Annotated in this window: 16 protein-coding genes; 13 read left to right on the plus strand and 3 right to left on the minus strand. The window is 37.4% G+C overall.

The genetic code is table 11. The features are described 5' to 3' along the window. Positions 1-56: 56 nt before the first annotated feature. From NST91_RS13680 to NST91_RS13700, 5 genes are all read left to right on the plus strand, one after another. Complete coding sequence (locus NST91_RS13680; RefSeq protein ID WP_121446104.1) at positions 57-731, plus strand: FCD domain-containing protein; 675 nt, start codon at positions 57-59, stop codon at positions 729-731. Between the two features lie 22 nt (positions 732-753). Beyond that, on the plus strand, positions 754-1,674 hold the full coding sequence (locus NST91_RS13685) for a dihydrodipicolinate synthase family protein (protein ID WP_341331581.1): 921 nt from the start codon (positions 754-756) through the stop codon (positions 1,672-1,674). Positions 1,675-1,687: 13 nt separating this feature from the next. After that, the gene (gucD, locus tag NST91_RS13690; RefSeq protein ID WP_341331582.1) at positions 1,688-3,142 is read left to right on the plus strand and encodes an alpha-ketoglutaric semialdehyde dehydrogenase GucD; all 1,455 of its coding nucleotides are present in this window, start codon (positions 1,688-1,690) and stop codon (positions 3,140-3,142) included. A gap of 51 nt (positions 3,143-3,193) precedes the next feature. Continuing rightward, complete coding sequence (locus tag NST91_RS13695) at positions 3,194-4,366, plus strand: mandelate racemase/muconate lactonizing enzyme family protein (protein WP_341331583.1); 1,173 nt, start codon at positions 3,194-3,196, stop codon at positions 4,364-4,366. Between the two features lie 326 nt (positions 4,367-4,692). Beyond that, positions 4,693-8,088, plus strand: a complete 3,396-nt coding sequence (locus NST91_RS13700; RefSeq protein WP_341331584.1) for a carbohydrate binding domain-containing protein — start codon at positions 4,693-4,695, stop codon at positions 8,086-8,088. 824 nt (positions 8,089-8,912) lie between these two features. Here NST91_RS13700 and NST91_RS13705 read toward each other — a convergent pair. Continuing rightward, positions 8,913-10,508 carry an FAD-dependent oxidoreductase gene (locus tag NST91_RS13705; RefSeq protein ID WP_341331585.1) on the minus strand — a complete coding sequence of 532 codons (1,596 nt, stop codon included), beginning with the start codon at positions 10,506-10,508 and terminating at the stop codon, positions 8,913-8,915. Between the two features lie 165 nt (positions 10,509-10,673). Beyond that, positions 10,674-11,303: a YesL family protein gene (locus NST91_RS13710; protein WP_341331586.1), complete on the minus strand. Its 630-nt coding sequence runs from the start codon at positions 11,301-11,303 to the stop codon at positions 10,674-10,676. 186 nt (positions 11,304-11,489) lie between these two features. Between NST91_RS13710 and NST91_RS13715 the strand changes: the two genes are divergently transcribed. The 5 genes from NST91_RS13715 (at position 11,490) to NST91_RS13735 (ending at position 16,982) form a co-directional block, all read left to right on the plus strand. Further along, positions 11,490-12,611 (plus strand): GNAT family N-acetyltransferase, encoded by a 1,122-nt coding sequence (locus tag NST91_RS13715; RefSeq protein WP_341331587.1) that lies wholly within the window; start codon positions 11,490-11,492, stop codon positions 12,609-12,611. A gap of 265 nt (positions 12,612-12,876) precedes the next feature. Next, positions 12,877-14,139 carry a sugar ABC transporter substrate-binding protein gene (locus NST91_RS13720; RefSeq protein WP_341331588.1) on the plus strand — a complete coding sequence of 421 codons (1,263 nt, stop codon included), beginning with the start codon at positions 12,877-12,879 and terminating at the stop codon, positions 14,137-14,139. A gap of 208 nt (positions 14,140-14,347) precedes the next feature. Continuing rightward, positions 14,348-15,214 (plus strand): ABC transporter permease subunit, encoded by an 867-nt coding sequence (locus tag NST91_RS13725; protein ID WP_121446168.1) that lies wholly within the window; start codon positions 14,348-14,350, stop codon positions 15,212-15,214. Positions 15,215-15,245: 31 nt separating this feature from the next. Continuing rightward, positions 15,246-16,052, plus strand: a complete 807-nt coding sequence (locus NST91_RS13730) for an ABC transporter permease subunit (RefSeq protein WP_121446115.1) — start codon at positions 15,246-15,248, stop codon at positions 16,050-16,052. A gap of 30 nt (positions 16,053-16,082) precedes the next feature. Continuing rightward, entirely contained in the window at positions 16,083-16,982 is a 900-nt protein-coding gene (locus NST91_RS13735) for a Gfo/Idh/MocA family protein (RefSeq protein ID WP_341331589.1), read from the plus strand. Between the two features lie 568 nt (positions 16,983-17,550). On the opposite strand, the gene NST91_RS13740 is transcribed toward NST91_RS13735, so the two are convergent. Further along, positions 17,551-18,906: a helix-turn-helix domain-containing protein gene (locus tag NST91_RS13740; RefSeq protein ID WP_341331590.1), complete on the minus strand. Its 1,356-nt coding sequence runs from the start codon at positions 18,904-18,906 to the stop codon at positions 17,551-17,553. A 226-nt stretch (positions 18,907-19,132) separates the two neighbouring features. Between NST91_RS13740 and NST91_RS13745 the strand changes: the two genes are divergently transcribed. From NST91_RS13745 to NST91_RS13755, 3 genes are read left to right on the plus strand one after another with little or no spacing between them, the layout of a single operon-like run. Continuing rightward, positions 19,133-20,149 carry an NAD-dependent epimerase/dehydratase family protein gene (locus tag NST91_RS13745; protein ID WP_341331591.1) on the plus strand — a complete coding sequence of 339 codons (1,017 nt, stop codon included), beginning with the start codon at positions 19,133-19,135 and terminating at the stop codon, positions 20,147-20,149. After that, entirely contained in the window at positions 20,149-21,204 is a 1,056-nt protein-coding gene (locus NST91_RS13750) for a dihydrodipicolinate synthase family protein (protein ID WP_341331592.1), read from the plus strand. The genes NST91_RS13745 and NST91_RS13750 overlap by 1 nt, the downstream gene beginning before the upstream one ends. Positions 21,205-21,225: 21 nt before the next feature. Next, positions 21,226-22,230, plus strand: a complete 1,005-nt coding sequence (locus tag NST91_RS13755; RefSeq protein ID WP_341331593.1) for a zinc-dependent alcohol dehydrogenase — start codon at positions 21,226-21,228, stop codon at positions 22,228-22,230. The last annotated feature ends 32 nt before the right edge of the window (positions 22,231-22,262 follow it).

Genomic DNA, 22,262 nt, shown 5'->3' on the forward strand with positions numbered 1-22,262 from the left:
TATATGATATATCAGATATCACAAACTAAAAAATATCCAAATTGGAGGTGGAAATAATGAACGGTGAATTATTCTCTTTGAAAACAGAACAGGTGAAATCCTTACGAGATGTTGTTCTTGAATCCATTCGTGAAGCGATTATCTCAGGTCAATTCAAACCTGGGGATCATCTAAAAGAAAGGGAGCTCTCAGAAAAGATGGGAGTGAGTACCACTCCGATCAAAGAAGCGTTCCGTATGCTCAGCCAAGAAGGGCTTGTTGAAACCATTCCTAGAAAAGGTACATATGTATCAAGTTTAGCGGATGTAAATATACAAGAAGTGCAAATCTTACGAGCAGGCGTGGAAGCAGTTTGTGCAAAGCTTGCAGCGATGAAAATCAATGATAGCCAAAAAGCGGAATTACAGCAACAATTGGAGCAAATGGAGTCCCTCTTGCACCAAAATGAGGTAGAGCGATTGGTAGAGGAAAACACCAAATTCCACGGTATGATTCGAGCTATTGCTGATAATCCAATGGTTACGCAAATTCTTGATAATATCGCAAGCTTTGATAAAGCTTTTCGTAAAAGAGCACTAAAGGAAAAAGGGGAATTAGTATCTGGCTATACTGAGCATCGCAAAATAGGTAATGCGATTATCTCTAAGAATCCAGACCTAGCTGAACATCTTATGAAAGAACATATTTTACGAACCTTGCATGATGTGTTAAAAGGATCGACAGAAAAATAATCAGGGATTAGAGGAGGATAAGATGAATTACGCTGACTGGAAAGAAAAATTTGAAACCATTTCTGGCATTACCATTACCCCATTTAAAAAAGAATCAAGAGAAATTGATTGGGACGGAGTAAAAGAGAATGTTGAATTTCTCATTCAAAGAGGTGTGAAGGTCATTGTTCCTTGTGGCAATACAAGCGAATTTTACTCCCTTACCATTGAGGAAGCAAAAGAAGAGATTAAAAGAGTAGTAGAGTATGTAGATGGAAGGGCCATTGTATTGGCTGGTATTGGTTACTCGGTCGATACAGCCATCGAGATGGGAAATTACGCGAAAACAGTTGGTGCTGACAGCGTCATGATTCATATGCCGATCCATCCATATATTACAAATGAAGGTGCATATGAATACTTCAAATCAATTATTGAAGGTGTAGATTTACCATCTTGTATTTATTTTAAAGATCCTAATTTAAGTGATGATGTTCTTGTCAAATTAGCCCCATTAGAAAAACTTGTCGCAGTTAAATATGCTGTAAACGACCTCCCTAGATTTACTAACACTGTTCAAACTGTATCACCCGAACACCATATTGCCTGGATTTGTGGAACGGCCGAGAAATGGGCACCATTTTTCTTCAATGCCGGGGCAGTTGGTTTTACTTCAGGACTTGTTAATCTTTTTCCCGAAAAATCTTTTGAAATGTTGAATGCGCTTCAATCAAAAAATGACGAAATTGTTTGGAAGGTATGGAAAGAGGTCGTACCTTTTGAAAATTTACGTGCGAAATATAATAGTGGAAATAATGTGGTTGTTATTAAAGAAGCAATGGAGCAAATCGGACTTAACGCTGGGATCACAAGACAACCCGTTTCTGCTCTTAATGAAGCCGATCGTAAGGAGTTAACTGATTTACTTGAATCATGGGGATTTGTACCCAATCTCATCAAATAGAAAGGGGAAAATTATGAGTCAAATCTATGAGAATTTCATTAATGGACTGTGGCGTACATCAAGTAGTGGTGAGTTATTAGAGAGCCAGAATCCTGCCAATTTTTCTGAGACTGTAGGGAAGTTTCCTAGTTCAACCACAGAAGATGTCGATAGCGCTGTTGTTGCTGCAAAAGGAGCTTTATCATATTGGAAGGATCTTTCTGCGTTAGAGAGAGGCCATTTTTTACATAAAACAGCTGATATTTTAGAAAAGAAGTTAGATGATATTGCAAGAACGGCAACACTTGAAATGGGAAAAACCTTAGCAGAAACAAAGGGTGAAGTAACTAGAGCCGTTCAGATTTTACGATACTACGCGCAGGAAGGTTATCGAAAAATGGGAGATAATATCCCATCGGGCGGAAGTAAAAACCTATTATTTACAACACGTGTACCAGTAGGTGTAGTTGGAGTCATTTCACCTTGGAATTTTCCAATTGCCATTCCGATTTGGAAAATCGCCCCAGCATTGGTGTATGGAAATACGGTGGTTTTAAAACCTGCTTCTGAAACATCGATTACAGCGATTAAGATAATCGAGGCTTTTGCAGAAGCAGAGTTTCCGAAAGGTGTCATTAACATTGTAACGGGAAGAGGTTCAGTTGTTGGTGACCATTTGATCAATCACCCTCATGTGAATGCTATCAGTTTTACAGGATCTAATGAAGTTGGCAAAGTTGTTGCCATGAGCTGTGTTGAACGAGGGGCAAAGTACCAGTTGGAAATGGGCGGGAAGAACCCAGCAATTATCCTTGATGATGCTGACCTAGAGCTAGCTGCAGAATTAACAGTAAGCGGTGCCATGAAACATACCGGACAAAAATGTACAGCGACAAGCCGAGCTTTTGTTCACGAAGCAGTATATGAGGAGTTTAAAGCGAAAGTACTTGAAAAAGTAGCTGACATAAAAATAGGGTCGGGCTTAAATGAATCCACGTATATGGGGCCATTAGCATCAAAGTCTCAACTCAAAACCGTACTTCATTACTTAGAAGAAGGTAAAAAATCAGGGGGTATACTACTTACGGGTGGTAAAGTACCAGAGGGTAATGAATATAGTAACGGATTTTATGTTGAACCTACTGTGTTTGAGAATGTCGACCACAAAAGCGCAATTGCACAAGAGGAAATATTCGGCCCAGTTCTATGTTTATTTAAAGTTGATAGTTTGAAAGAAGCGCTTGAAAAAGCAAATGATAGTAAGTTCGGCTTATCAGCATCATTATTTACAAAAGATATTGGTAACGCCTTCACGTATATTAATGAGATAGATGCAGGCTTGATCAAAGTAAATGGTGAGAGTGCGGGTGTTGAATTACAAGCTCCATTTGGTGGTATGAAGCAATCTAGTTCCCATTCAAGAGAACAAGGTGAGGCGGCAAAAGAATTTTTTACTTCTATTAAAACAATAACCATTACACCAGTTTAAGAATCGTGGATATCAAGGTCTAAAATAATAGTAAAGTAGGGATGATGGTAAATGAAAATAACAGATATTACGTTAACAGTTGTTGGTATTCCACGTCATACCGGTTTTGTAAATAAGCATATTATTGTTAAAATTTTTTCTGATGAAGGGATCGTAGGAATTGGAGAGATGTCCGATTTTTCCCATCTCCCACGCTACGCACCAGATGTTGAGGATTTAACAAATGTCCTTAGGTCCATTCTGGTTGGTGAAAATCCATTTGATATTATGAAGCTTAACCAGGAGCTGTCTGGTAATTTCCCTGAAGCTATGTATTATTATGAAAAGGGGAGCTTCATCCGTAATGGAGTCGATGTTGCCCTCTATGACCTCTGTGCGAAGTACTTAGGTATTTCGGTTGCTGATATGCTTGGTGGTAGAATAAGAGAAAAAATTAAAGTATGCTACCCGATTTTCCGAATGAGATTTATGGAAGAGGTAGAAGAGAACATCGAGGTCGTACGTCAACGATTACACCAAGGATTTGATACATTCCGCTTATATGTTGGTAAAAATATTGACGCCGATGAAGCCTTTTTAGCAGCTGTAAAAAGCGAGTTTGGCAACGAAGTGAAAATTAAATCACTTGACTTTAGTCACTTGCTTGATTGGAAAGCAACATTACAAGCAGTTAAGCGACTAACTAAATATGATTTAGGACTTGAGATGATAGAAAGCCCTGCTTTTGCCAATGACTATGAGGGCTTGAATCATATTAGAATGAGAACCGATTATCCAATCAGTGAACATGTTTGGTCCACGAAACATCAGTACGAAATGATCAAGCATGATTCGGTAGATATTTTTAATATCTCCCCAATCTTTATTGGTGGATTAACAGCAGCAAAAAGAGCAGCAGCAGTTGCCGAAGTAGCTCGTAAAAGCGTCATCTTAGGAACCACACAAGAACTTTCGATTGGCACTGCTTCAATGGCCCATTTGGGAGCAAATCTAGTAAATCTAAATTATACTTCCGACCCAACAGGACCGGAACTCTATATCGGAGACGTCGTAAAAGATCGCATTCAATATCAAGATGGCTATCTCCATGTCCCTGACCGTAATGTACCAGGCCTAGGAATCGAACTAGACGAAAACTTAATCGAAACCTACCGCGTCAAAGACCTAAGCTGGGGTGAAGTATCCGTTCACCAACTCCAAGATCGAACCGCTCAAACCAAATAAGTGGGTCAGAGGGACTGGTCCCTTGTCCCAAACATTAACTTTTATATTAGGAGAGAAGAGGTTGCATTTATGCAGCCTCTTTTTAATATGCAATTTTGTAAAAACTGTAATTAGGATTCATTTTTAATCTCACTTCTGATTTAAAGTCCAATTTATGACAGAGTATCGGAAGAAAGACCTATTTTTATGAGTAATATAGTTAAGTAGAATCAATATAAGGAAGTGTTTACTAGTCTATCAAAAATATGTAAACGCTTTTTTGTTAAAGAAAGGAGGTCAAATCACGTATTACATATATCTAATTTATTAAGGGGAGGTTTGTTGTATTGAGAGTTAGAAATTTGAAAAAATCAATCATGCTCACATTTTGCTTTACTCTATTATTTGGTCTAATCGCTCCATTTACTACTTCAAATATGCTACCTGTTTCTGCTGAGACGATACAAGTCGAAGTGCCAAATGGTAGTTTTGAAGAAGTTGATAATCCTAGGTGGAGTCTTGTTACCAATAATCCATCGACAAGCATTAGTTTTAGTGAAGAAAAAGCTCGTACAGGAAACAGAAGCTTGCACTTTAAAGATGAAAATAGCAATAATCCAGGTGGGAACCTGCAGGTAACAAGCGAAAAAATCTCTGTTACCAAAGGTGTTTCATATATCGCAAAAGCATATGTGAATGTTGTTAGCCAATCACACAGTATTGGGTATGAGGTTCATTTCTTTAACGGTGAAGGACAAAAAGTTGGATCTGCTACTTTTATTAACTTTAATGCTGCTACTTTAGGTAAAGATAAGTGGACTGAAATTCAAGTTCCTTTTGAGGTTCCAGATGGAGCAACACAAGTTGAACTTCGATTCAACTCGGGTCATCCTTCTATCACAGAGGCTTATTTTGATGATGTTACGATTGAAGGGACTACTATTGAAGAGCCTCCAGTTGACGATATCCATACGGAAGTGATGAATCCTAGTTTTGAAGAAGCTGTGGTTGATGGAAGTATTCCTGGTTGGACTTCCGAATTTGAGGGACCTGGAATAGAAGTAAGTACGGAGCGAGCTCGTACTGGAGCCCAAAGCGTGCACTTGCATGACACAACTGACAAAGCGAGTGTTAGTGTCTTAAGTGACAAAATTGCAGTTGAGGCTGGTGCATCTTATTTATTAACAGTTTATTCAAATGTTGTAAGTCAGACACATAACGTGGTAACCGAAATTCGTTATTTTGATTCGGACAATAATAGTATTACACAACATAGAGAATTAAATGGGAACCTACCAAAAAATGAATGGACTGACCTAAAAGTATTTAGTGTTGTTCCTGATAATGCAGCCTATGCGAGACTAGCATTCTATTCAGGCGGCATTAGCTTTACAGAGGTCTATTTTGACGATGTTACCTTCGAAAAAGTTACGGATGATGGTAAATTTGATCGTGAATATACAAATCCTATTAATTTAGGTGAGATGGTTCATGTTCAATTAGGCCAAGCAGGAGCAATTCAGGAAAATAGTCTAGGTGAAAATGAAGTATATTATCATTCTAATGGTGCACCAGGTACGTTTTCCGTTTTAGATGCTGAGACAGGGGAGCTTAAGTTTTCAAAAGTCATTCAGAATACCGAGGCAGTTTGGGCAATTACCATTGGTTCTGATAAAAATGTATACTTCGCAAGCACTTCTGACGGAAAGCTATACCGCTATGTCCCAGAATTAAAAGAAGTTCAAGACCTCGGGGCCAATCCTTCTGCCGCATGGGTATGGGATTTAGAAGCGACAGATGATGGTAAAATTTATGGTGCCACATATCCAGGTTCAGGTGTTTTCGAGTATGACATAAACACAGGTGAATTTAAGGATTTTGGTAGTGTTTCGGACGAGGATTATGCACGCGGGCTCGCAGTAGATGGGGATTATATTTACGTTGGAACTGGAACAATAAAACATTTGTATAAGATTAATCGACATACAGGTGAAAAAGAGGAGCTAATTCTAGAAGGACACTCAGGTGAAAATGGATTCATCCAAGATGTTTGGGTTGTAAATGGGAAGCTACTTGTGGCCGTTTCAACAATTAACATGATTGTCGTCAATCCAGAGACAATGGAAGTTGAGGGTTCATTCTCATTTAGTAATATGATTTCCGAACCAGATCCTAATCAACCGAACACGATTTATTACAAAAATGGAACACAATTATTCAAATATGACCTTAGTTCAAACGTCGAAACGTTAATTGAAGACATTCCAATTCTTCCGGATACTCCTCGAGTAAAGGATATGGCTTGGATTACACTATCTACTGGTGAGACGGTATTAGCAATGGTCACACAGTACGGAGAATATATGTTATATAATCCGGAAACAAATGAACTGAATTTCGTCATTTTAGATCTTGCGGCAACAGCAGTAGCGATTCAGTCACTTGAAACGGGTCCAGATGGCAAACTATATATGGGTGGATATCAGCGTGGTATGAGTGTGTATAATCCGTTCACAAATGAAATCGAAGTAAATATTTCTTCCTTTGCTCAACCAGAGGGGATTGGCTTCTTGAATGACAAAGTGTATTTTGGCACATATGTGGGTGCGATTATGTACAGTTACGATCCAAATCAACCTGTAGACTTAAATAGCAATCCACAGCTTGAATATGATATAAAAGATGAACAAGATCGTCCTTTTGCGATTACGTCAGGGGATAACAAGCTATTTGTTGGAACAATTCCTGATTATGGTGTACTAGGTGGGGCTCTTGCTATCTATGATGAAAATACAGGTGAATGGTTCCAGCAACGAAATGTTGTTCAGGACCAAAGTATAATTAGCTTAGCTTATCATGATGGAAAATTATTTGGTGGTACTTCTGTATGGGGTGGCTTAGGAATTGACCCTAAAGCGACAGAAGCCAAAATTTTCGTATGGGATGTTGAAAAAGGTGAGAAAATTAAAGAATTTACACCTGAGATACCTGGTATTGATGTGACACCTCGTATGATTGGTGATTTATCATTCGGGCCAGATGGTTATTTATGGGGTGCTGTAGAAGGAACTATTTTTAAAATGGATCCAGAAACCTATGAAGTTGTTGATAGCAGAGTGATTCGACCAAGCTTATATAATAGTAGCAAATGGTTTCCTTACCAACTCGTGTGGGGTCCAGATGGAATGCTTTATACAACTTTATCTCGTAAACTAATTGCGATTGACCCTGAAACATTAAATTATAAAGTACTTGCGGAAGATTTTATAAACAGCATGACACTAGGCAATGATGGAAGCATCTATTATGCTGTAGGTAGTGAGCTGCATAAAATTGCTGTACCTGAAACAGATGCAACTTTGAAATCAATTACAATAAATGGGGAAGCACTAGAAGGTTTTCACCCTGGATCAACAAACTATACGTCGTCCGGTAAGCAAACTGAAAATATCGTGGCAGAGGCTACACAGACAGGTGCTACTGTAGACATTGTACATTCTACGGATAAGGCAGAAATTAAAGTTACTGGCACAGATGGTAAATCAACTTTAACATACACAATCATTTGGACAGATAAGCCAGGTAAGCCAGGAAAGCCAGATAAACCTGGAAAGCCGGACAAACCGGGGAAACCAGATAAACCAGGGAAACCTGACAAACCAGGGAAACCCGACAAACCAGGGAAACCCGACAAACCAGGAAAGCCAGATAAACCAGGGAAACCAAACAAACCTGGTAATTAAGGGAACTTTTATTAGTTCTGTATTAACCAAAAAGGACTTTTGCTGATGCAAATTGAAGAAAAATAAATTACATTTTTTGATACAAATAATTCACCAAAAAGCTTGAGGGGACGTTCAAACCCTCAAGCTTTTTTGACTTTAGTAAATTGGTTGCTTTTATATAGAATGTCATTTTACTAGCAACTTCGTAAGGTCCAAATTAGGAGAAGTGATACTAAAAGATTTATCAAATGTAATAATTATCCACTTGCGTATGCGTTTTTTTGATGTAAAGCAATAAAAGCATACGCAAAAAAGAAATGCGTATGCTTTTAGATAGATTTAGAGTATAGAACCATTCGCAAGATCCAAAAAAAGGGAGAAGGGATATTAAAGGAGCTCATAAATGTAATAATTATCCATTTGCACATCGTTTTTATGAAAAAAAGCAATAAAAGCATACGCAAAATAGAAATGCGTATGCTTTTAGATAGATTTAGAGTATAGAACCATTCGCAAGATCCAGAAAAAGGTAGAATGGATATTAATAGTGCTAATAATTGTAATAATTATCCATTTGTGTATCGTTTTTATGAAAAAAAGCGATAAAAGCATACGCAAAATAGAAATGCGTATGCTTTTAGATAGATTTAGAAGATAGAACCATTCGCAAGATCCAGAAAAAGGTAAAAATGATCTCAATAAATTCTATATGACCAACTAAATTTCACATTCTAACCATACATTGATGTGTAAACCAAAGCATTACCACCAAAACACATCCCGAATATTCCGTCTTAAAGTAGAAAAAAAGACTACATTTCATGAAAATGTAGTCCTTCTCTTTATTTCTTCCCAAACGTCTCTTTCATTCGTAATACAGGGTCATCTTCAATTGAATCGTCCCATTGTAGTACTTGTCCGTAAGAGAGTAGTTCATTTTTTAATTGTTCATAAGATACACCTTGGACAGTTGTTTTATTTTTATAAGCTAAAGCTGCTGCTGCTCCTGCTGATTGACCTAAAATCATAAATACAGGTTCCATACGTATTGAACCGTAAGCAATGTGTGAACTTGATAAACAAACCGGAACGAGTAGGTTTGTACAATCTTCAGCCTTTGGACGAATCGAACGATAGGAGATTGGATATGGGGATATTGGTATTTCCACATCACCTTCATTGTAAACACGTCCATCAATAAAGATTCTTCGAACATGATGAGAATCCATTTGATACGAGGCAAGTCCGATTGAATCTTCAACTGTTACATCACCTAAACAGTTGTGGTCTGTCATGACATAATCAGCTATCATTCTTCTTGCTTCTCGAATATATAACTGATGAGGCCAATGCCCAGTTTCTTCAAATTCATCACCAGCTAATCCCCATTGAGAGACCTCATCCCTAATCGCTTTTGGAACTTGTTCATCATTGGCTAAAAAATAGAGCAATCCCAGATTATATGTAAAATGGTCTTGGAAGATTCTTTCACGTGTTTTGTAATCTCCATCAGGCCATTCATAATTCATTCCAATATGGTCTGTTGAAAAACCACCATAATTATTTAAATCTGTCTTTCCGTTTGGTAACATAGTATGAAGATTCATTACATCCCAAACACCTGCATTGATATAACGCAATAATAACGAGTAACACCCCGGGTTGTAGGACGGTGGCTTTGGAAAAGATACACGATTATCCTCACGATTTGTTAAGCAAATGCGAAAATTATAAGCTTGAATTCGATGGTCACCTTGACCTTGATAGCCAAGCGTGTCATGAGCCGATTCTGTGATACCAGGCAATATTCCACTTGAAGGGTCACCTTCAACTACATACGGATCAATCCATTTTTCAAATTGATGGTGGGGATGTCCAAACTGAATTCCATTGTATCTTTCTCTATAAGTGGCGTTTGATTCTCTACCAACAAAGTATGTGACACCTGCTTTGGCCATTACGTCACCCTCATAGCTAGTATCAATGAAAAAGTCTCCAATGTATATAGTTCCATCTTCCATCAATATTTCTGTTATGCTGTTATTCTCTTTTTTAACTTCTACGACATGCTGATGATAAACAACTTCAATATCGTAGTCCTTGAGCCATTTTTCAAATACAAATTTGGCAGCCTTCGGTTCAAAGGTCCACTGTTCGGTTGTATTGTAATAGTTTCCTAATTCCTGAAAGAATACTCTTGATAAACCACCTATTGCTTCCTTTGCTCCAATATCAGAGGCACCCAAACCACTTGCAGTTATACCTCCAATATTCTTACCAAATTCAGCAATAACAACAGAAAGACCCATTCGTTTTGCTTGAATCGCTGCCGTAATTCCAGCAGGAGTTGCTCCATAAATAACTAAATCTCTCACGAACTTCCTTGGCTCACGAGCTTTCGGAGTAGGCACATAATAATATAACTTACTAAAATCCATTTTGTTATCCTCCTTAGGTGGAAACATTCTACTAAACTTACTTAAAGTGTAAAAGAATAATGGGAATAATCAAGACTTTTAACGGACTTTAAATCCGGATAAAAAATGCACCACCATAATTAGACCACAAAAAAGAGTGTCCATTGAAGACACTCTAATCTGCTGCTATTTCAACTGATAGGTGATACTCTTTTTCTTGCCTTTGATTTTATAGAGCGCTTTGTTGCTACACCATGTAATTGCAACGGCTAGTACACTTCCAGTAAACAACGGGATGATTCCAGGAATTAGATTTATGATAATACCTAAAAGCATACATGCAGTGAAAATGAGAATAGTCTCTAACAAAGAGCTAGCTCCAATTAAGAATGATTGCTTAATATATTGAAAGAATTTCATTTCAAATTGTGTGTATACAGGGAAGAAATAGAGTAACGTAACCATATAACAAATTGTTAAAAAAAGTAGGACTGGAAACAGTAATTGTAGCTTGTCCATATTTTTATATACAAACATAAAGTCATACACTAATATATAGCCAATCACAATAAAGAAGAGGCCAAACTTGTTAAGTGAGATAAATTCTTTTTTATAGGTTTTCCAAAATGATTGAAAGATACGATCAACTGGTTCATTTTGCAACCATTTTTGAACAATTGCAAACATGGCAACTGTTGCCGGGAATAAACCAAATAGTCCTAAGCCAACAATCGTAAAGCCAATCCACAGTAAATTTAAGTAAGCAACTTTTATCATCCATATTGCATAATTATTGAACCTTTCCCAGCCACCCACTATATGTCACCTCATTTTAAAAAATATATCGATGGATCAAATTAAAGACACTTAATAGACTTGTCACTTAATAAATTTCTACTAAAATAGAAAGTAAGTTCAAAAAGATTAGTTGTATTATAACATGTTTCAAACTGTTAGCGATTACATTTTTTTAACAGCGTAAGAGGTTGTCTCCAAATCCTTGTGATTAGTAATGAAATGTTAAAAGTTGAGGTGAATGAAATGGTTGAATTCCGTTTATTAGAAGAAAGAGAATTTCAGCAGGCAATTGAGTTGGCCGATAAAGTGTTTCGTAAAGAAGGACATATCTCAATGGGGGCTGCTTTTCCACAAGTTTTCTCACACGCCCTTCACCAATCGTATGGTGCATTTATCGATGGGACATTAGTTTCTTTTATTGGATTGGTTCCATCTATACTTCATATTGAAAGTGCAGAAGTTCAAGCCTATTCAATTGGTGCTGTTTGCACGGAGCCGGAATACAGGAAAAGAGGGATAGCGAACACACTTTTACAAATGATTTTTGATCATGTGAATAAATCTGGCGCTTCCATTCTTTTTATTTCTGGAGATTTACCGCTATACATCAAACAAGGTTGCACATTTTATGGAAAGCTGAAGCAATATAAGATTCAACAAGTAGACCTGAAACCAGAGACGGCTTATCATGTTCGTGAACTGCAGCCTACCGACTGGTTTCAAATGAGAAAAATTAGTCAGCGTCGACCAGTTCGATATGAACAAAGTATATTTGAAATGGCACAGCTTAATGAGTCAGCGGGATTTGCTAGTATTTTCAAAATGAAGCACAAGGTTCTTGTGGCAGAAGAAAACAAGCAGATAAAAGCATTTATAATTTTCGGAGTTCCGTATCAGGAACAAAAAAACGTGGAATCTCGAATAATCGAATGGGGAGGAGATCCGACAGCCATTGTAAGTTTACTTAAAGAAGCCGTTACATATGGGATTGATTCTTTACTATTTAATATACCTACTTATGAAAAAGAGTTAATACAAAAGCTTGACCTAGCATTGGAAAGTGTAGAACAATCATTTCCAGGAACGATTAAGATTATGAATCTAGATTTACTGTTGCAGCAGCTCGCTCCATATTTTAAAGATAAGTTACAGATTTCTAATATAGATGAAAACAATAAAAGTCTTATAAATAAGAAGAATTCCGTTTCAATCAATAATCGGGAGCTGGAAGAGCTTATCCTAAAAGGGAATAATAATATAGATTCATATAGTAAGGATTTGTTTCCAGTTCCATTTCCTTTTCCACAAGGATTGAACTATGTATGATTGCTAATTAATTGTAAGGGTACTAAATTAATTCTAACTTTTTATTAAAGACAGTTTATAGACTTGTCACAATAATACAAACGAACTAGAATAAGATTAGTAAAGTATTTGAAATTATAGAAATTTTTTTAACATCTAATGTATAGGCTTTCAATTATGTGTTTATTCAGACAAGAAAGTAAGGAGGGGATGGCTAAACAGAATTTGTGGTAGATTGTTAGACTTACTAATTATATTTTTGAACTTAATAGGGGGTAATTCGTAGATGAAAAAGAAACGTTTTTCGTTCATGGCACTTTTGCTTTCAGGTAGCTTACTTTTTTCAGCTTGTAGTAATGACTCAAGTACAGAGCCTAAAAAAGAAGATGGAAAAGTTGATGGTGAAATCACAGTATGGGTACATCCATATACAGGTGATGCTACAAAAGAAGAAGAAATGTGGAAAGAGATCACTGCCAATTACAATAAAGAGTTTCCTGATGTAGAAGTAAATATTGAAACCATTCCATGGGCAAACCGTGACCAAAAAGTTCTAACGGCTTTAGCAGCTAACAATGGACCGGATGTGTTCTATGCCATTCCTGACCAAATGCCACAATATGCAGATGTAGGAATGCTTCTTGAATTAGATCCATACTTAGACGAAGGTGATCTTGATGGATTCGTAGAGTCCTCCTTAGTGTCAACAACGTGGAAAGATAAAAAATACGGATTGCCAATCCTTCAAGAAGCTTATACATTCCTTTACAATCTAGATGTCGTGAAAGCGATTGGTGAAGATCCAGCAAACCTTCCAAAAACATGGGAAGAATTCGAAGCTTGGGCAGCAAAAGCTAAAGAAAAAGGTTTCTATGCATTAAATTACCTAGGAGGAGGTTCCATGAACGGAACAATCTACCCTTGGGTTTGGCAAGCTGGTGGGGATGTTGTAACAGATGATAACAAGGTACTAATTAATAGCCCAGAAAGTGTGAAAGCATTCGATTACGTAAACAATATGTATCAAAAAGGTTATATTCCAGAAGATTCTATTACAGCAACTACACAAGATGAGTTATGGTTCGCTGGAAAAATAATGGCACAACTAGGGTCTGGAATAAGTATTACGATGATGGAAAAAGAAGGTGATTTTGAATTCGCCATTGCTCCACCATTAACGGGTGAAAAACAATTAACATACGGTACAACTGGTATGTTCGTGGTACCATCTAACACAGATAATCCAGCAGCTGCAGCAGAATTTGTAAAAGCAGTTACAAATGCTGAAAACCAACGTATTTTTAATACGGTTACTCAGTATATCCCAACTCAAGAAGAGGCAAAAGATATCTTTGATTCAAACAAATACATGAGCCAACTTGCTACTTATACACAATTTGCATTACCTGGTGTTATTCATCCTAAAGGGCGTGCAATCATGCCATTTATTCAAGCTGAAATACAAACAATGATGGCAGGAGATAAAACTCCTCAAGAAGCAGCAGATGCAGCAGCTGAAGCAATTGAAGCTGAATTAGCTAAGCCGTAAACAAATAGCTTCTTACGTAAAGAGAGTTTTATTCCTTTGTGAATAAGACTCTCTGTTTATTAAAAGTTCATTTGTTTACGAAAACTTTTCTTAATTAATAAAGAAATAAGGTGATAGCTTGGAAAAGGTCGTAGAAACTCATAACAAGGTACCTCTAAAAACTTTAAAAAAGGTCAAGCCTCCTTTAAAAAACAGGATAAAAGAAGAAATGAGAAAAAATGGTATTGTTTATATTGTACTGGCACCAGTTTTAATCCATTTTTTAATCTTTCAAGTCATTCCATTTGTGTATAGCTTCGTTTTAACGTTTCTTAATTATCGAATTATTGGTACTTCTGAGTTTGTTGGATTACGAAACTGGAAACAATTATTTGATGATCCGATTGCTTTAAAATCAATTTGGAATACTGTTTTATTTTCCTTCTATTATATAGTCCCTACAATGGCACTAGGTTTGATTTTAGCGCTTGTCATAAAATCAGGAATTCGTTTTACGAAAATTTTTAAAGGGATATTCTTCCTGCCTGTTGTAACATCATTCGTTGTTGTGGCAGGGATATGGGAATGGCTGTTTTCAGGAACGGAGGCGGGATTAATCAACTATCTGTTAAGCTTTATTGGAGTTGATGCCCAATTATTTTTATCTGATTCTTCACAAGCCCTACTTGTTTTGGCTGGTTTGAGTATCTTTAAAGTATCTGGTAGTACAATGATTTATTATTTTGCAGGGCTACAGTCCATTCCAAAAGATATGTATGAAGCCGCAAAAATCGATGGTGCTTCACCTTTTAAATCCTTTTGGTTAATTACTTTCCCATTATTAAAACCAATTCATTTCTATGTGTTGATCATTACGACTATTGGTTCTTTCCAAATCTTTGATTCTGCATTCCTATTAACAAACGGAGGACCAAATTTCTCGACAAGTACCATTGTATTCTATCTTTATCAAATAGGATTCACGAATTTGAACTTTAGCTACGCAGCTGTTTTATCTTATGTATTATTCGCGATAATCTTAGTTATATCACTTATTCAGAGAAAATATTTTGGTAAAGATCAAGGTATCTATTAATTGTTGAGAGTTGTAAAGGAGATGAACAAACTTGTTTACTAAAATAATAAAATATATTGTCACAATCTTCCTGGGGTTTTGCTTTCTCCTACCATTTCTGATCATGGTGTTAAGTTCATTTAAAGAAACGACATTTGCAGCAATGGACCCATTGTTTTGGATTCCTAATGATCCGTCTATCAATAACTTTACGTACCTTTTTCGGAATGATAACTTCTTACGCTGGATTATGAACTCTGTGGTTGTAACTGTTATCCCTGTCTTTTCACAAATGTTTTTTGCAGGACTATTAGGCTACATATTTGCAAGAAAGCAATTCTTTGGAAGAGAATTTATATTCTGGACATTCATGGCTGTTATCATGATTCCATCGCAATTGCTGATCATTCCTAAATTTATCATGTTTTCAAAGTTTGGATGGATCAATGAATATCAAGCATTGATTGTTCCTGAGCTTTGGGCAATTATGGGCGTATTTTTAGTACGTCAGTTTATGCAGGGCATTCCTATGGAATTAGACGAAGCAGCCAGGATGGACGGAGCCAATGATTTTCATGTGTTTCGAAAAATTTATATGCCATTAGCATTTCCATCCATTGCAACTGTTGGAACGTTTGCATTCGTAAGTAACTGGAATGATCTATTCCAACCACTTATTTATATGACAAATGAGAAAATGTATCCTATCACGGTTGGGTTAGCTTCTACCTTAAGTAAGGAAGGGAACTTTGGAATTGAGATGGCCGGCTCTACAATTTCATTTATCCCTACGTTTCTAATTTTCTTGTTCTTCCAGAAGTATTTTACAGAAGGTATTCAGCTCTCAGGACTTAAATAATCCGTTTTGATTTTATAGAGGAGTTACGATATGAGGAATAGAAAAATAGGAATGATTGGGCTAGATACCTCACATGCAACTGCTTTTACTAAATTATTAAATGATCCCACCAATCCCTTTTTTGTTAAAGGCGGGAAAGTAACTATAGCTTGTCCGGTCGGTTCGTCTGATTTTGAGTTGAGTTACTCTCGTATTGAGGCAATTACAAAAGTAGTGGAACAGTATGGTGTTCAATTGGTAAAGACGATTGAGGAAGTAGCAGAGACATGTGATGCAATCCTACTAGAATCTGTCGATGGCCGTGTACATCTGGAGCAGGTGAAGAAACTTGTAGGTTATCAGAAGCCACTCTTTATTGACAAACCTCTTTGTCTTTCTTTTTCAGAGGCTATTGAAATCGTGAAGCTATCTGAACAATATGGTACACCAATCATGAGTTCATCTGCTTTACGATTTGCTGAAGAGGTAAGACAGGCACTAGCGATTCAAGATAAAGGAAAAATCATTGGAGCTGACTGTTTCGGTCCGATGGATATGGTTGATACTCAACCGGGGTATTTTTGGTACGGGATACATGCGATTGAGATGCTATATGCCATTTTAGGCTGCGGGGCACAGCAGGTTACTACTGTCTCTACTGTACATTCAGATTTGATTGTTTCGCAATGGGAGGATGGAAGAATTGGAAGTGCAAGAGGGAGTAGGGGCGGTAATGGTGAATTCGGTGCGATCATTCATTTTGAAAAAGGCAGTCATTTTGTATCGATTTCTTCTTCCTCAAAACCTTTTTATGCTAGTCTCTTAGAAGAAATTATTCGTTTTTTTAACACAGGACAATCCAGCGTTCCCTTACATGAAACGCAAGAAATTATTCGCTTTATTGAAGCAGCAAATGAGAGTAAAGATACAGGAAAACGGGTGAATCTATAGTGGAAATATCGTCGATTACTATTGCAAATTATAAAAGCGGGTAAACCATTTTACCCGCCATTTGTTTTTGCTCGTTTCTAAAAAATTGTTGCTATTAACTTAAAGATTATAGTGGAACTAGTGGTGATTTCCGCTACTGGCACTCGCTTTCCGCGGGCGATCCGCAAGCCTCCTCAACGAAAAGTGGACGCGGCTTGCACAGAAACGAGAAAATTGGCCGACTAAAGCGCCACGTCCTGTGGCGAAGTCGGCACTAGCACGTCGTGTGCGTCGGAGACTCCGACAAAGAGGCGTATTTTGCCTCTGATGGAGGAGTTGAAATTTCTCGAGTTTCTAGCCGCTGAAAAAACTGGACAAGTCACTACCTCACTGCGGGGTCTCGCTTAGCTCGCTTTTCCCGCAGGACGTTGGATTTGCTTCCTTGAATCTACACCGCACGAAGAAAATGCCAGCATTTTCGAGGATCTCGTGCCATACGGTCCAATCACACGGAAATTACCTATTATGTTATTAAATAATGCCTATACAAAAAGCAACTACGTTTACGAAAACTACCTATATTTTGTAATTATTCGTTTTCATCAATGATAAAGCTCAGTCTATAGATTCGTCTTGGTCTACCTTTGTAGGTGATTTTTTCCTCGCCTACTATATCTACTAAGTTAGCGTCCATCCATTTTAATAGGATTCGATGGGCACTTCTTGTTGTAATATTCAATGTGTCGGCTAACTCTTGAGCTGTATAGTCAAATTTCTTATGCCGTGCTACTCTGGCCATAAGTTTTGTCATATAAGCAGCAGACATTCCGGCCTTTTCGGCCTTTTGCAGTAGTTCTGCATCTGTAATAGATAGGTCATATTTTTCATATTGAGTATCGGTTATCATATCAACTGGGCCAATTACACTTTGGTCTTCACGGACGATGTAGCATACGTTTCCGCCTAATTCTTTTGATTGTCGGAGTGCGAGTCTTGCATGGTTACCAGCTTCCGCAGCTGAGAGACCAAAACCAACACCAATGCTAATGGAAACACCTAGCTCCGATTTAACCGTATTTAATAAGGGGATGAATTTATAACCGCGTGTTTCTCTTTCAAAAATACCACGTGTGGTGATAAACGAAAATTCTTCTCCACCGGAATTAATTAAATGACCATCAAGTAGCTTTGTATAATTTAACATGATTTGTTGAAATTTTAGTTTGAATAATTGCACTTCATGTTCCGATGTGTATTTTTCTGTAGCTTTATCAAATTTGTCAATATCAATAATCCCAAAGACAATTTGAGACTCTTTATGTTTACGAGCTTCCGTTGCAAGTAATGCACGTTCGAGGGAAACAATTAAATCTTGATAAGTGGGTGTAACCCATTCATACGGTATTGACAATTCCGATAGCTTTATCGCAATTTCCTGCACGCCGGTGATGGCGATGGAGCCATATTTTTGATAGTTGTCCTGATGAAAATCAACAATTTCCTCCAAACAATCAGGCTGACTGGAATTAGGGAAGGAAGTACATACATAGTTCGTTTCGTCTAATTCATAAAGGATTCTACGAATATATTTTTCTTCAACCGTGTCAATCGAGAAATGTTTCGTATCGTATTGATTGTTTATCAGGAATAATGACCGATATAACCCAGTTCCCATTATGGGAACATAATGCGCTGGTTTTGAAAAGTTGATAAGATGTTTAGCTTTTAAATAGGTTGGAAATTCCGTAAACAAAAGTACTTCCACTTTATTGATCAAAGTAGTCATAACCTCCGTTTCAATCGAAGAGGGGGTTGCATGTAGAAAAATTGGCTGGAAATTAGGAAATGCTTCAAGCGCTTTCATAATTTCCTTTTCCAGTGCTTCAGGACTAACGATGCCAATAATAATTTCAGTACCATGGTCTGATAATTGGTTTGTTTTCATCATTTCATCTCCAGTTAAAAGACATATTAAAGAAATGTCTCTTAATAATCTTATTACTAGATTAAGAGGAATTTTTCGAAATGTCAATCAATAATGAGTGTTTATTAAAAGACCTTTAAGTGACTTGTCTTTTAATAATGCCAAAGATAAAATAAAGGTAATTCAGAATTATCAAATGCTTTTATGTGTTAGAGCAGGCAAAAATTTAGTTACTAGGAGGATTTAAATGGAAACGATTGCAGAATTAGAGGAGTTTATGTCTACACCTAGCAGAGAATTAGTAAAGGATCTCCAACAACTGGACGGAGATATTATGATTCTAGGTGTTAGTGGAAAAATGGGCCCGACATTAGCGAAATTAGCAAAAAGAGCTGTTGAGCAGTCAGGTCATTCAAAAAAAGTGATTGGTGTTGCAAGATTCTCAGATGAGAGTTTAATAGATGAATTAGAAGCGTGTGGAATTGAAACAATTAAGGCTGACTTTTTGAAGGAGGAAGAACTTCAAAACCTACCAAATGTAAAGAACATTATCTTTATGGCAGGTACGAAATTCGGAACAGTTGGGAATGAACATCGGACATGGGCTATGAATGCTTATCTTCCAGGACGTGTCGCAGAGAAGTTTAAAAATTCACGAATTGTATCTTTTTCAACAGGTAATGTGTATCCACTCACATCTGTTTTAAGCAATGGTTGTACAGAGGATGTGACACCTAATCCTGTTGGTGAATATGCACAATCCTGTTTAGGTAGAGAACGAGTTTTAACTTATTTTTCTCATAAAAACCAAACACCAATCGTGCACTTTCGTTTAAACTATGCGATTGACCTACGATATGGAGTTTTGCTTGAAATTGCAAAATCAGTACACCAAGGGAAGCCAATCGATTTAACGATGGGAAATGTGAATGTGATCTGGCAGGGGGATGCAAATGAATATGCGATTCGCTCCTTATTACATACAAATTATCCACCAAAAATCATCAATGTAACAGGACCTGAAACGTTGTCAGTGAGATGGCTTGCAAAGGAATTTGGTAAACGAATGGAAAAGGAACCGGTATATGTGAATAGTGAAAGCCCAACTGCATTATTAAATAATGCATCTCAAGCACATAAATTATTTGGTTATCCAAAAGTTACCGTACAACAAATGATTGATATGATTGCCGACTGGGTTGTTAGTGACGGCCATACGATCAATAAACCTACCCACTTCCAAGAAAGAGAAGGTGCATTTTAATGCTAAAAGAGGCTGTTAAGAAAAAGCTTCATGAAGGCACTGTGATTCCAGCTCATCCATTAGCATTAACTGAAGATAGACAACTTGATGAAGCAGGGCAACGCGCCTTAACACGCTACTATATCGATGCAGGTGTAGGTGGTATCGCAGTAGGAGTCCATACAACACAGTTTGAAATTCGAGATCCTGAGTTTAATCTTTATGAACGAGTACTAACAATCGCAATTGAAGAAACAAAACGTGCCAATGTTCCTGATGATTTTATTAAAGTGGCAGGAATTTGTGGACCTACTGAGCAGGCACTTAAAGAGGCAGCTTTTAGTAAAGAGGTCGGCTATGACTTAGGGCTTTTGAGTATGGGTGGCTTGAACCATTTATCCGAAGATGAATTAATTGAGCGCGCTGAAAAAGTAGCAGAGGTTATTCCAGTATTCGGTTTTTATTTACAACCTGCAGTAGGAGGACGCATTTTCTCGTATGAATTTTGGGAACGCTTTGCTTCCATTCCAAATGTATACGCGATAAAAATTGCTCCTTTTGATCGATATTGTTCAATTGATGTTGTCCGTGCTGTTTGCCATTCGCCTCGTAATGTGGAAATAGCGCTATACACGGGTAATGATGATAATATAATAAATGATTTGTTAACAGCCTTTGAATTCACAGTCGAAGGACAGAAGGTAGAAAAGAGAATTGTCGGTGGTTTACTTGGACACTGGTCTGTTTGGACAAAACGAGTTGTCGAAACATTTGAAGAAATTAAAGTAGTAAGAGGTCAAAAGTCAGTACCAAATGGTTTATTAACACTTGGACAACAAATAACAGATGCGAATGCCGCGATATTTGATTCTCGAAATAGCTTTAAGGGAAGTATAGCTGGCATTAATGAAATCTTAGCTAGACAAGGACTACTTCAAGGAAATTGGTGTTTAGTTGATCGTGAAGTTTTAAGTCCGGGTCAATCAGAAGAGTTAGACCGAATTTATACGAGCTACCCACACCTAAATGATGATGAATTTGTTAAAGCGAATTTATCAAAGTGGCTGTCTAAATAATTGACGGAAGAAGGATTTCATATGAAAAGAATTGTAGCTAACAACAAGAAAGTTGAAATCATTGAAGATGAAGTACCAAGTATAGAAGGAAAGCCTTCCTATATCTTAGTTAAAACATTATATTCGGTCATTTCACCGGGCACTGAACTATCGTTGCTAGCCGTTAGTGAAAAAAGACAGGTTCATCTTGGATATAGTGCAATGGGCGAAGTCGTTGATTGTGGCAGTGACATCACCGATGTGAAAAAAGGTGATCTTGTTGCTTGTTACGGTGCACCATATGTTCATCATGATGAATATCTTCTAGTTCCTAAAACCTTGTATGCGAAAGTCCCCGATACGGTTGAACCAAAAGAAGCAGCTCTAGGTGGACTTGGTGCGATTGCCATTCATGCCCTTCGTATCGCAAATCTTCAATTTGGTGAAACAGTCGTAATCATAGGTTTAGGAGTTTTAGGGCAATTAATTGCAAAAATTGCCCATGCAGCAGCCTATAATGTGATTGCATATGATCTTCACGAAAGTCGAGTAGACATGTTAAAGGAAGACAATATTAAATCATTTGCGACGGTTGATGAGATGGAAGAAGCCCTTCGGATTGATACGAAATCACGTGGAGCTGATGCCGTACTACTTTGTGCGGGAGGAAAGCGTTCACCACTTACACATGAATGTTTGAAATGGATTCGTACCAAAGGAAAGGCAGTCATCGTAGGTGATATCGAACCCGACTTTCCAAGAGACTTAATGTTTGGTAAGGAGGCTCAGTTACTCATTTCTCGGGCTGGCGGTCCAGGAAGATACGACACCGTCTATGAGAAGGAAGCAATTGATTATCCTTATGAATATGTCCGCTGGACAGAAGGTAGGAACCTTGAAGAATATATTCGACTTGTTAACGAAAAAAAGATTGATGTCAGAGCGTTTCTTTCAGAAACAGTTGAATTTGATGATGCACCACAAGAATTTGAAAAACTGTTAAACAAAGAATCTTCAACTCTTACAAAAATCATAAAGTTTACGTAAATACGCTGAATTGGGCATAACAACGGAAAGGA

It is taken from the genome of Ferdinandcohnia sp. FSL W7-1320, assembly GCF_038050315.1.
Lineage (GTDB): Bacteria > Bacillota > Bacilli > Bacillales > Bacillaceae_L > Ferdinandcohnia > Ferdinandcohnia aciditolerans.

Bases quoted from the DNA above. Each gene is read 5' to 3' on its own strand.
- NST91_RS13685 (WP_341331581.1), top strand. From the start codon at position 754: ATGAATTACGCTGACTGGAAAGAAAAATTTGAAACCATTTCTGGCATT.
- NST91_RS13740 (WP_341331590.1), bottom strand. From the start codon at position 18,906: ATGAAAACAAACCAATTATCAGACCATGGTACTGAAATTATTATTGGC.
- NST91_RS13725 (WP_121446168.1), top strand. From the start codon at position 14,348: ATGAGAAAAAATGGTATTGTTTATATTGTACTGGCACCAGTTTTAATC.
- NST91_RS13705 (WP_341331585.1), bottom strand. From the start codon at position 10,508: ATGGATTTTAGTAAGTTATATTATTATGTGCCTACTCCGAAAGCTCGT.
- NST91_RS13680 (WP_121446104.1), top strand. From the start codon at position 57: ATGAACGGTGAATTATTCTCTTTGAAAACAGAACAGGTGAAATCCTTA.
- NST91_RS13695 (WP_341331583.1), top strand. From the start codon at position 3,194: ATGAAAATAACAGATATTACGTTAACAGTTGTTGGTATTCCACGTCAT.
- NST91_RS13720 (WP_341331588.1), top strand. From the start codon at position 12,877: ATGAAAAAGAAACGTTTTTCGTTCATGGCACTTTTGCTTTCAGGTAGC.
- NST91_RS13755 (WP_341331593.1), top strand. From the start codon at position 21,226: ATGAAAAGAATTGTAGCTAACAACAAGAAAGTTGAAATCATTGAAGAT.
- NST91_RS13735 (WP_341331589.1), top strand. From the start codon at position 16,083: ATGAGGAATAGAAAAATAGGAATGATTGGGCTAGATACCTCACATGCA.
- NST91_RS13750 (WP_341331592.1), top strand. From the start codon at position 20,149: ATGCTAAAAGAGGCTGTTAAGAAAAAGCTTCATGAAGGCACTGTGATT.
- NST91_RS13745 (WP_341331591.1), top strand. From the start codon at position 19,133: ATGGAAACGATTGCAGAATTAGAGGAGTTTATGTCTACACCTAGCAGA.
- gucD (WP_341331582.1), top strand. From the start codon at position 1,688: ATGAGTCAAATCTATGAGAATTTCATTAATGGACTGTGGCGTACATCA.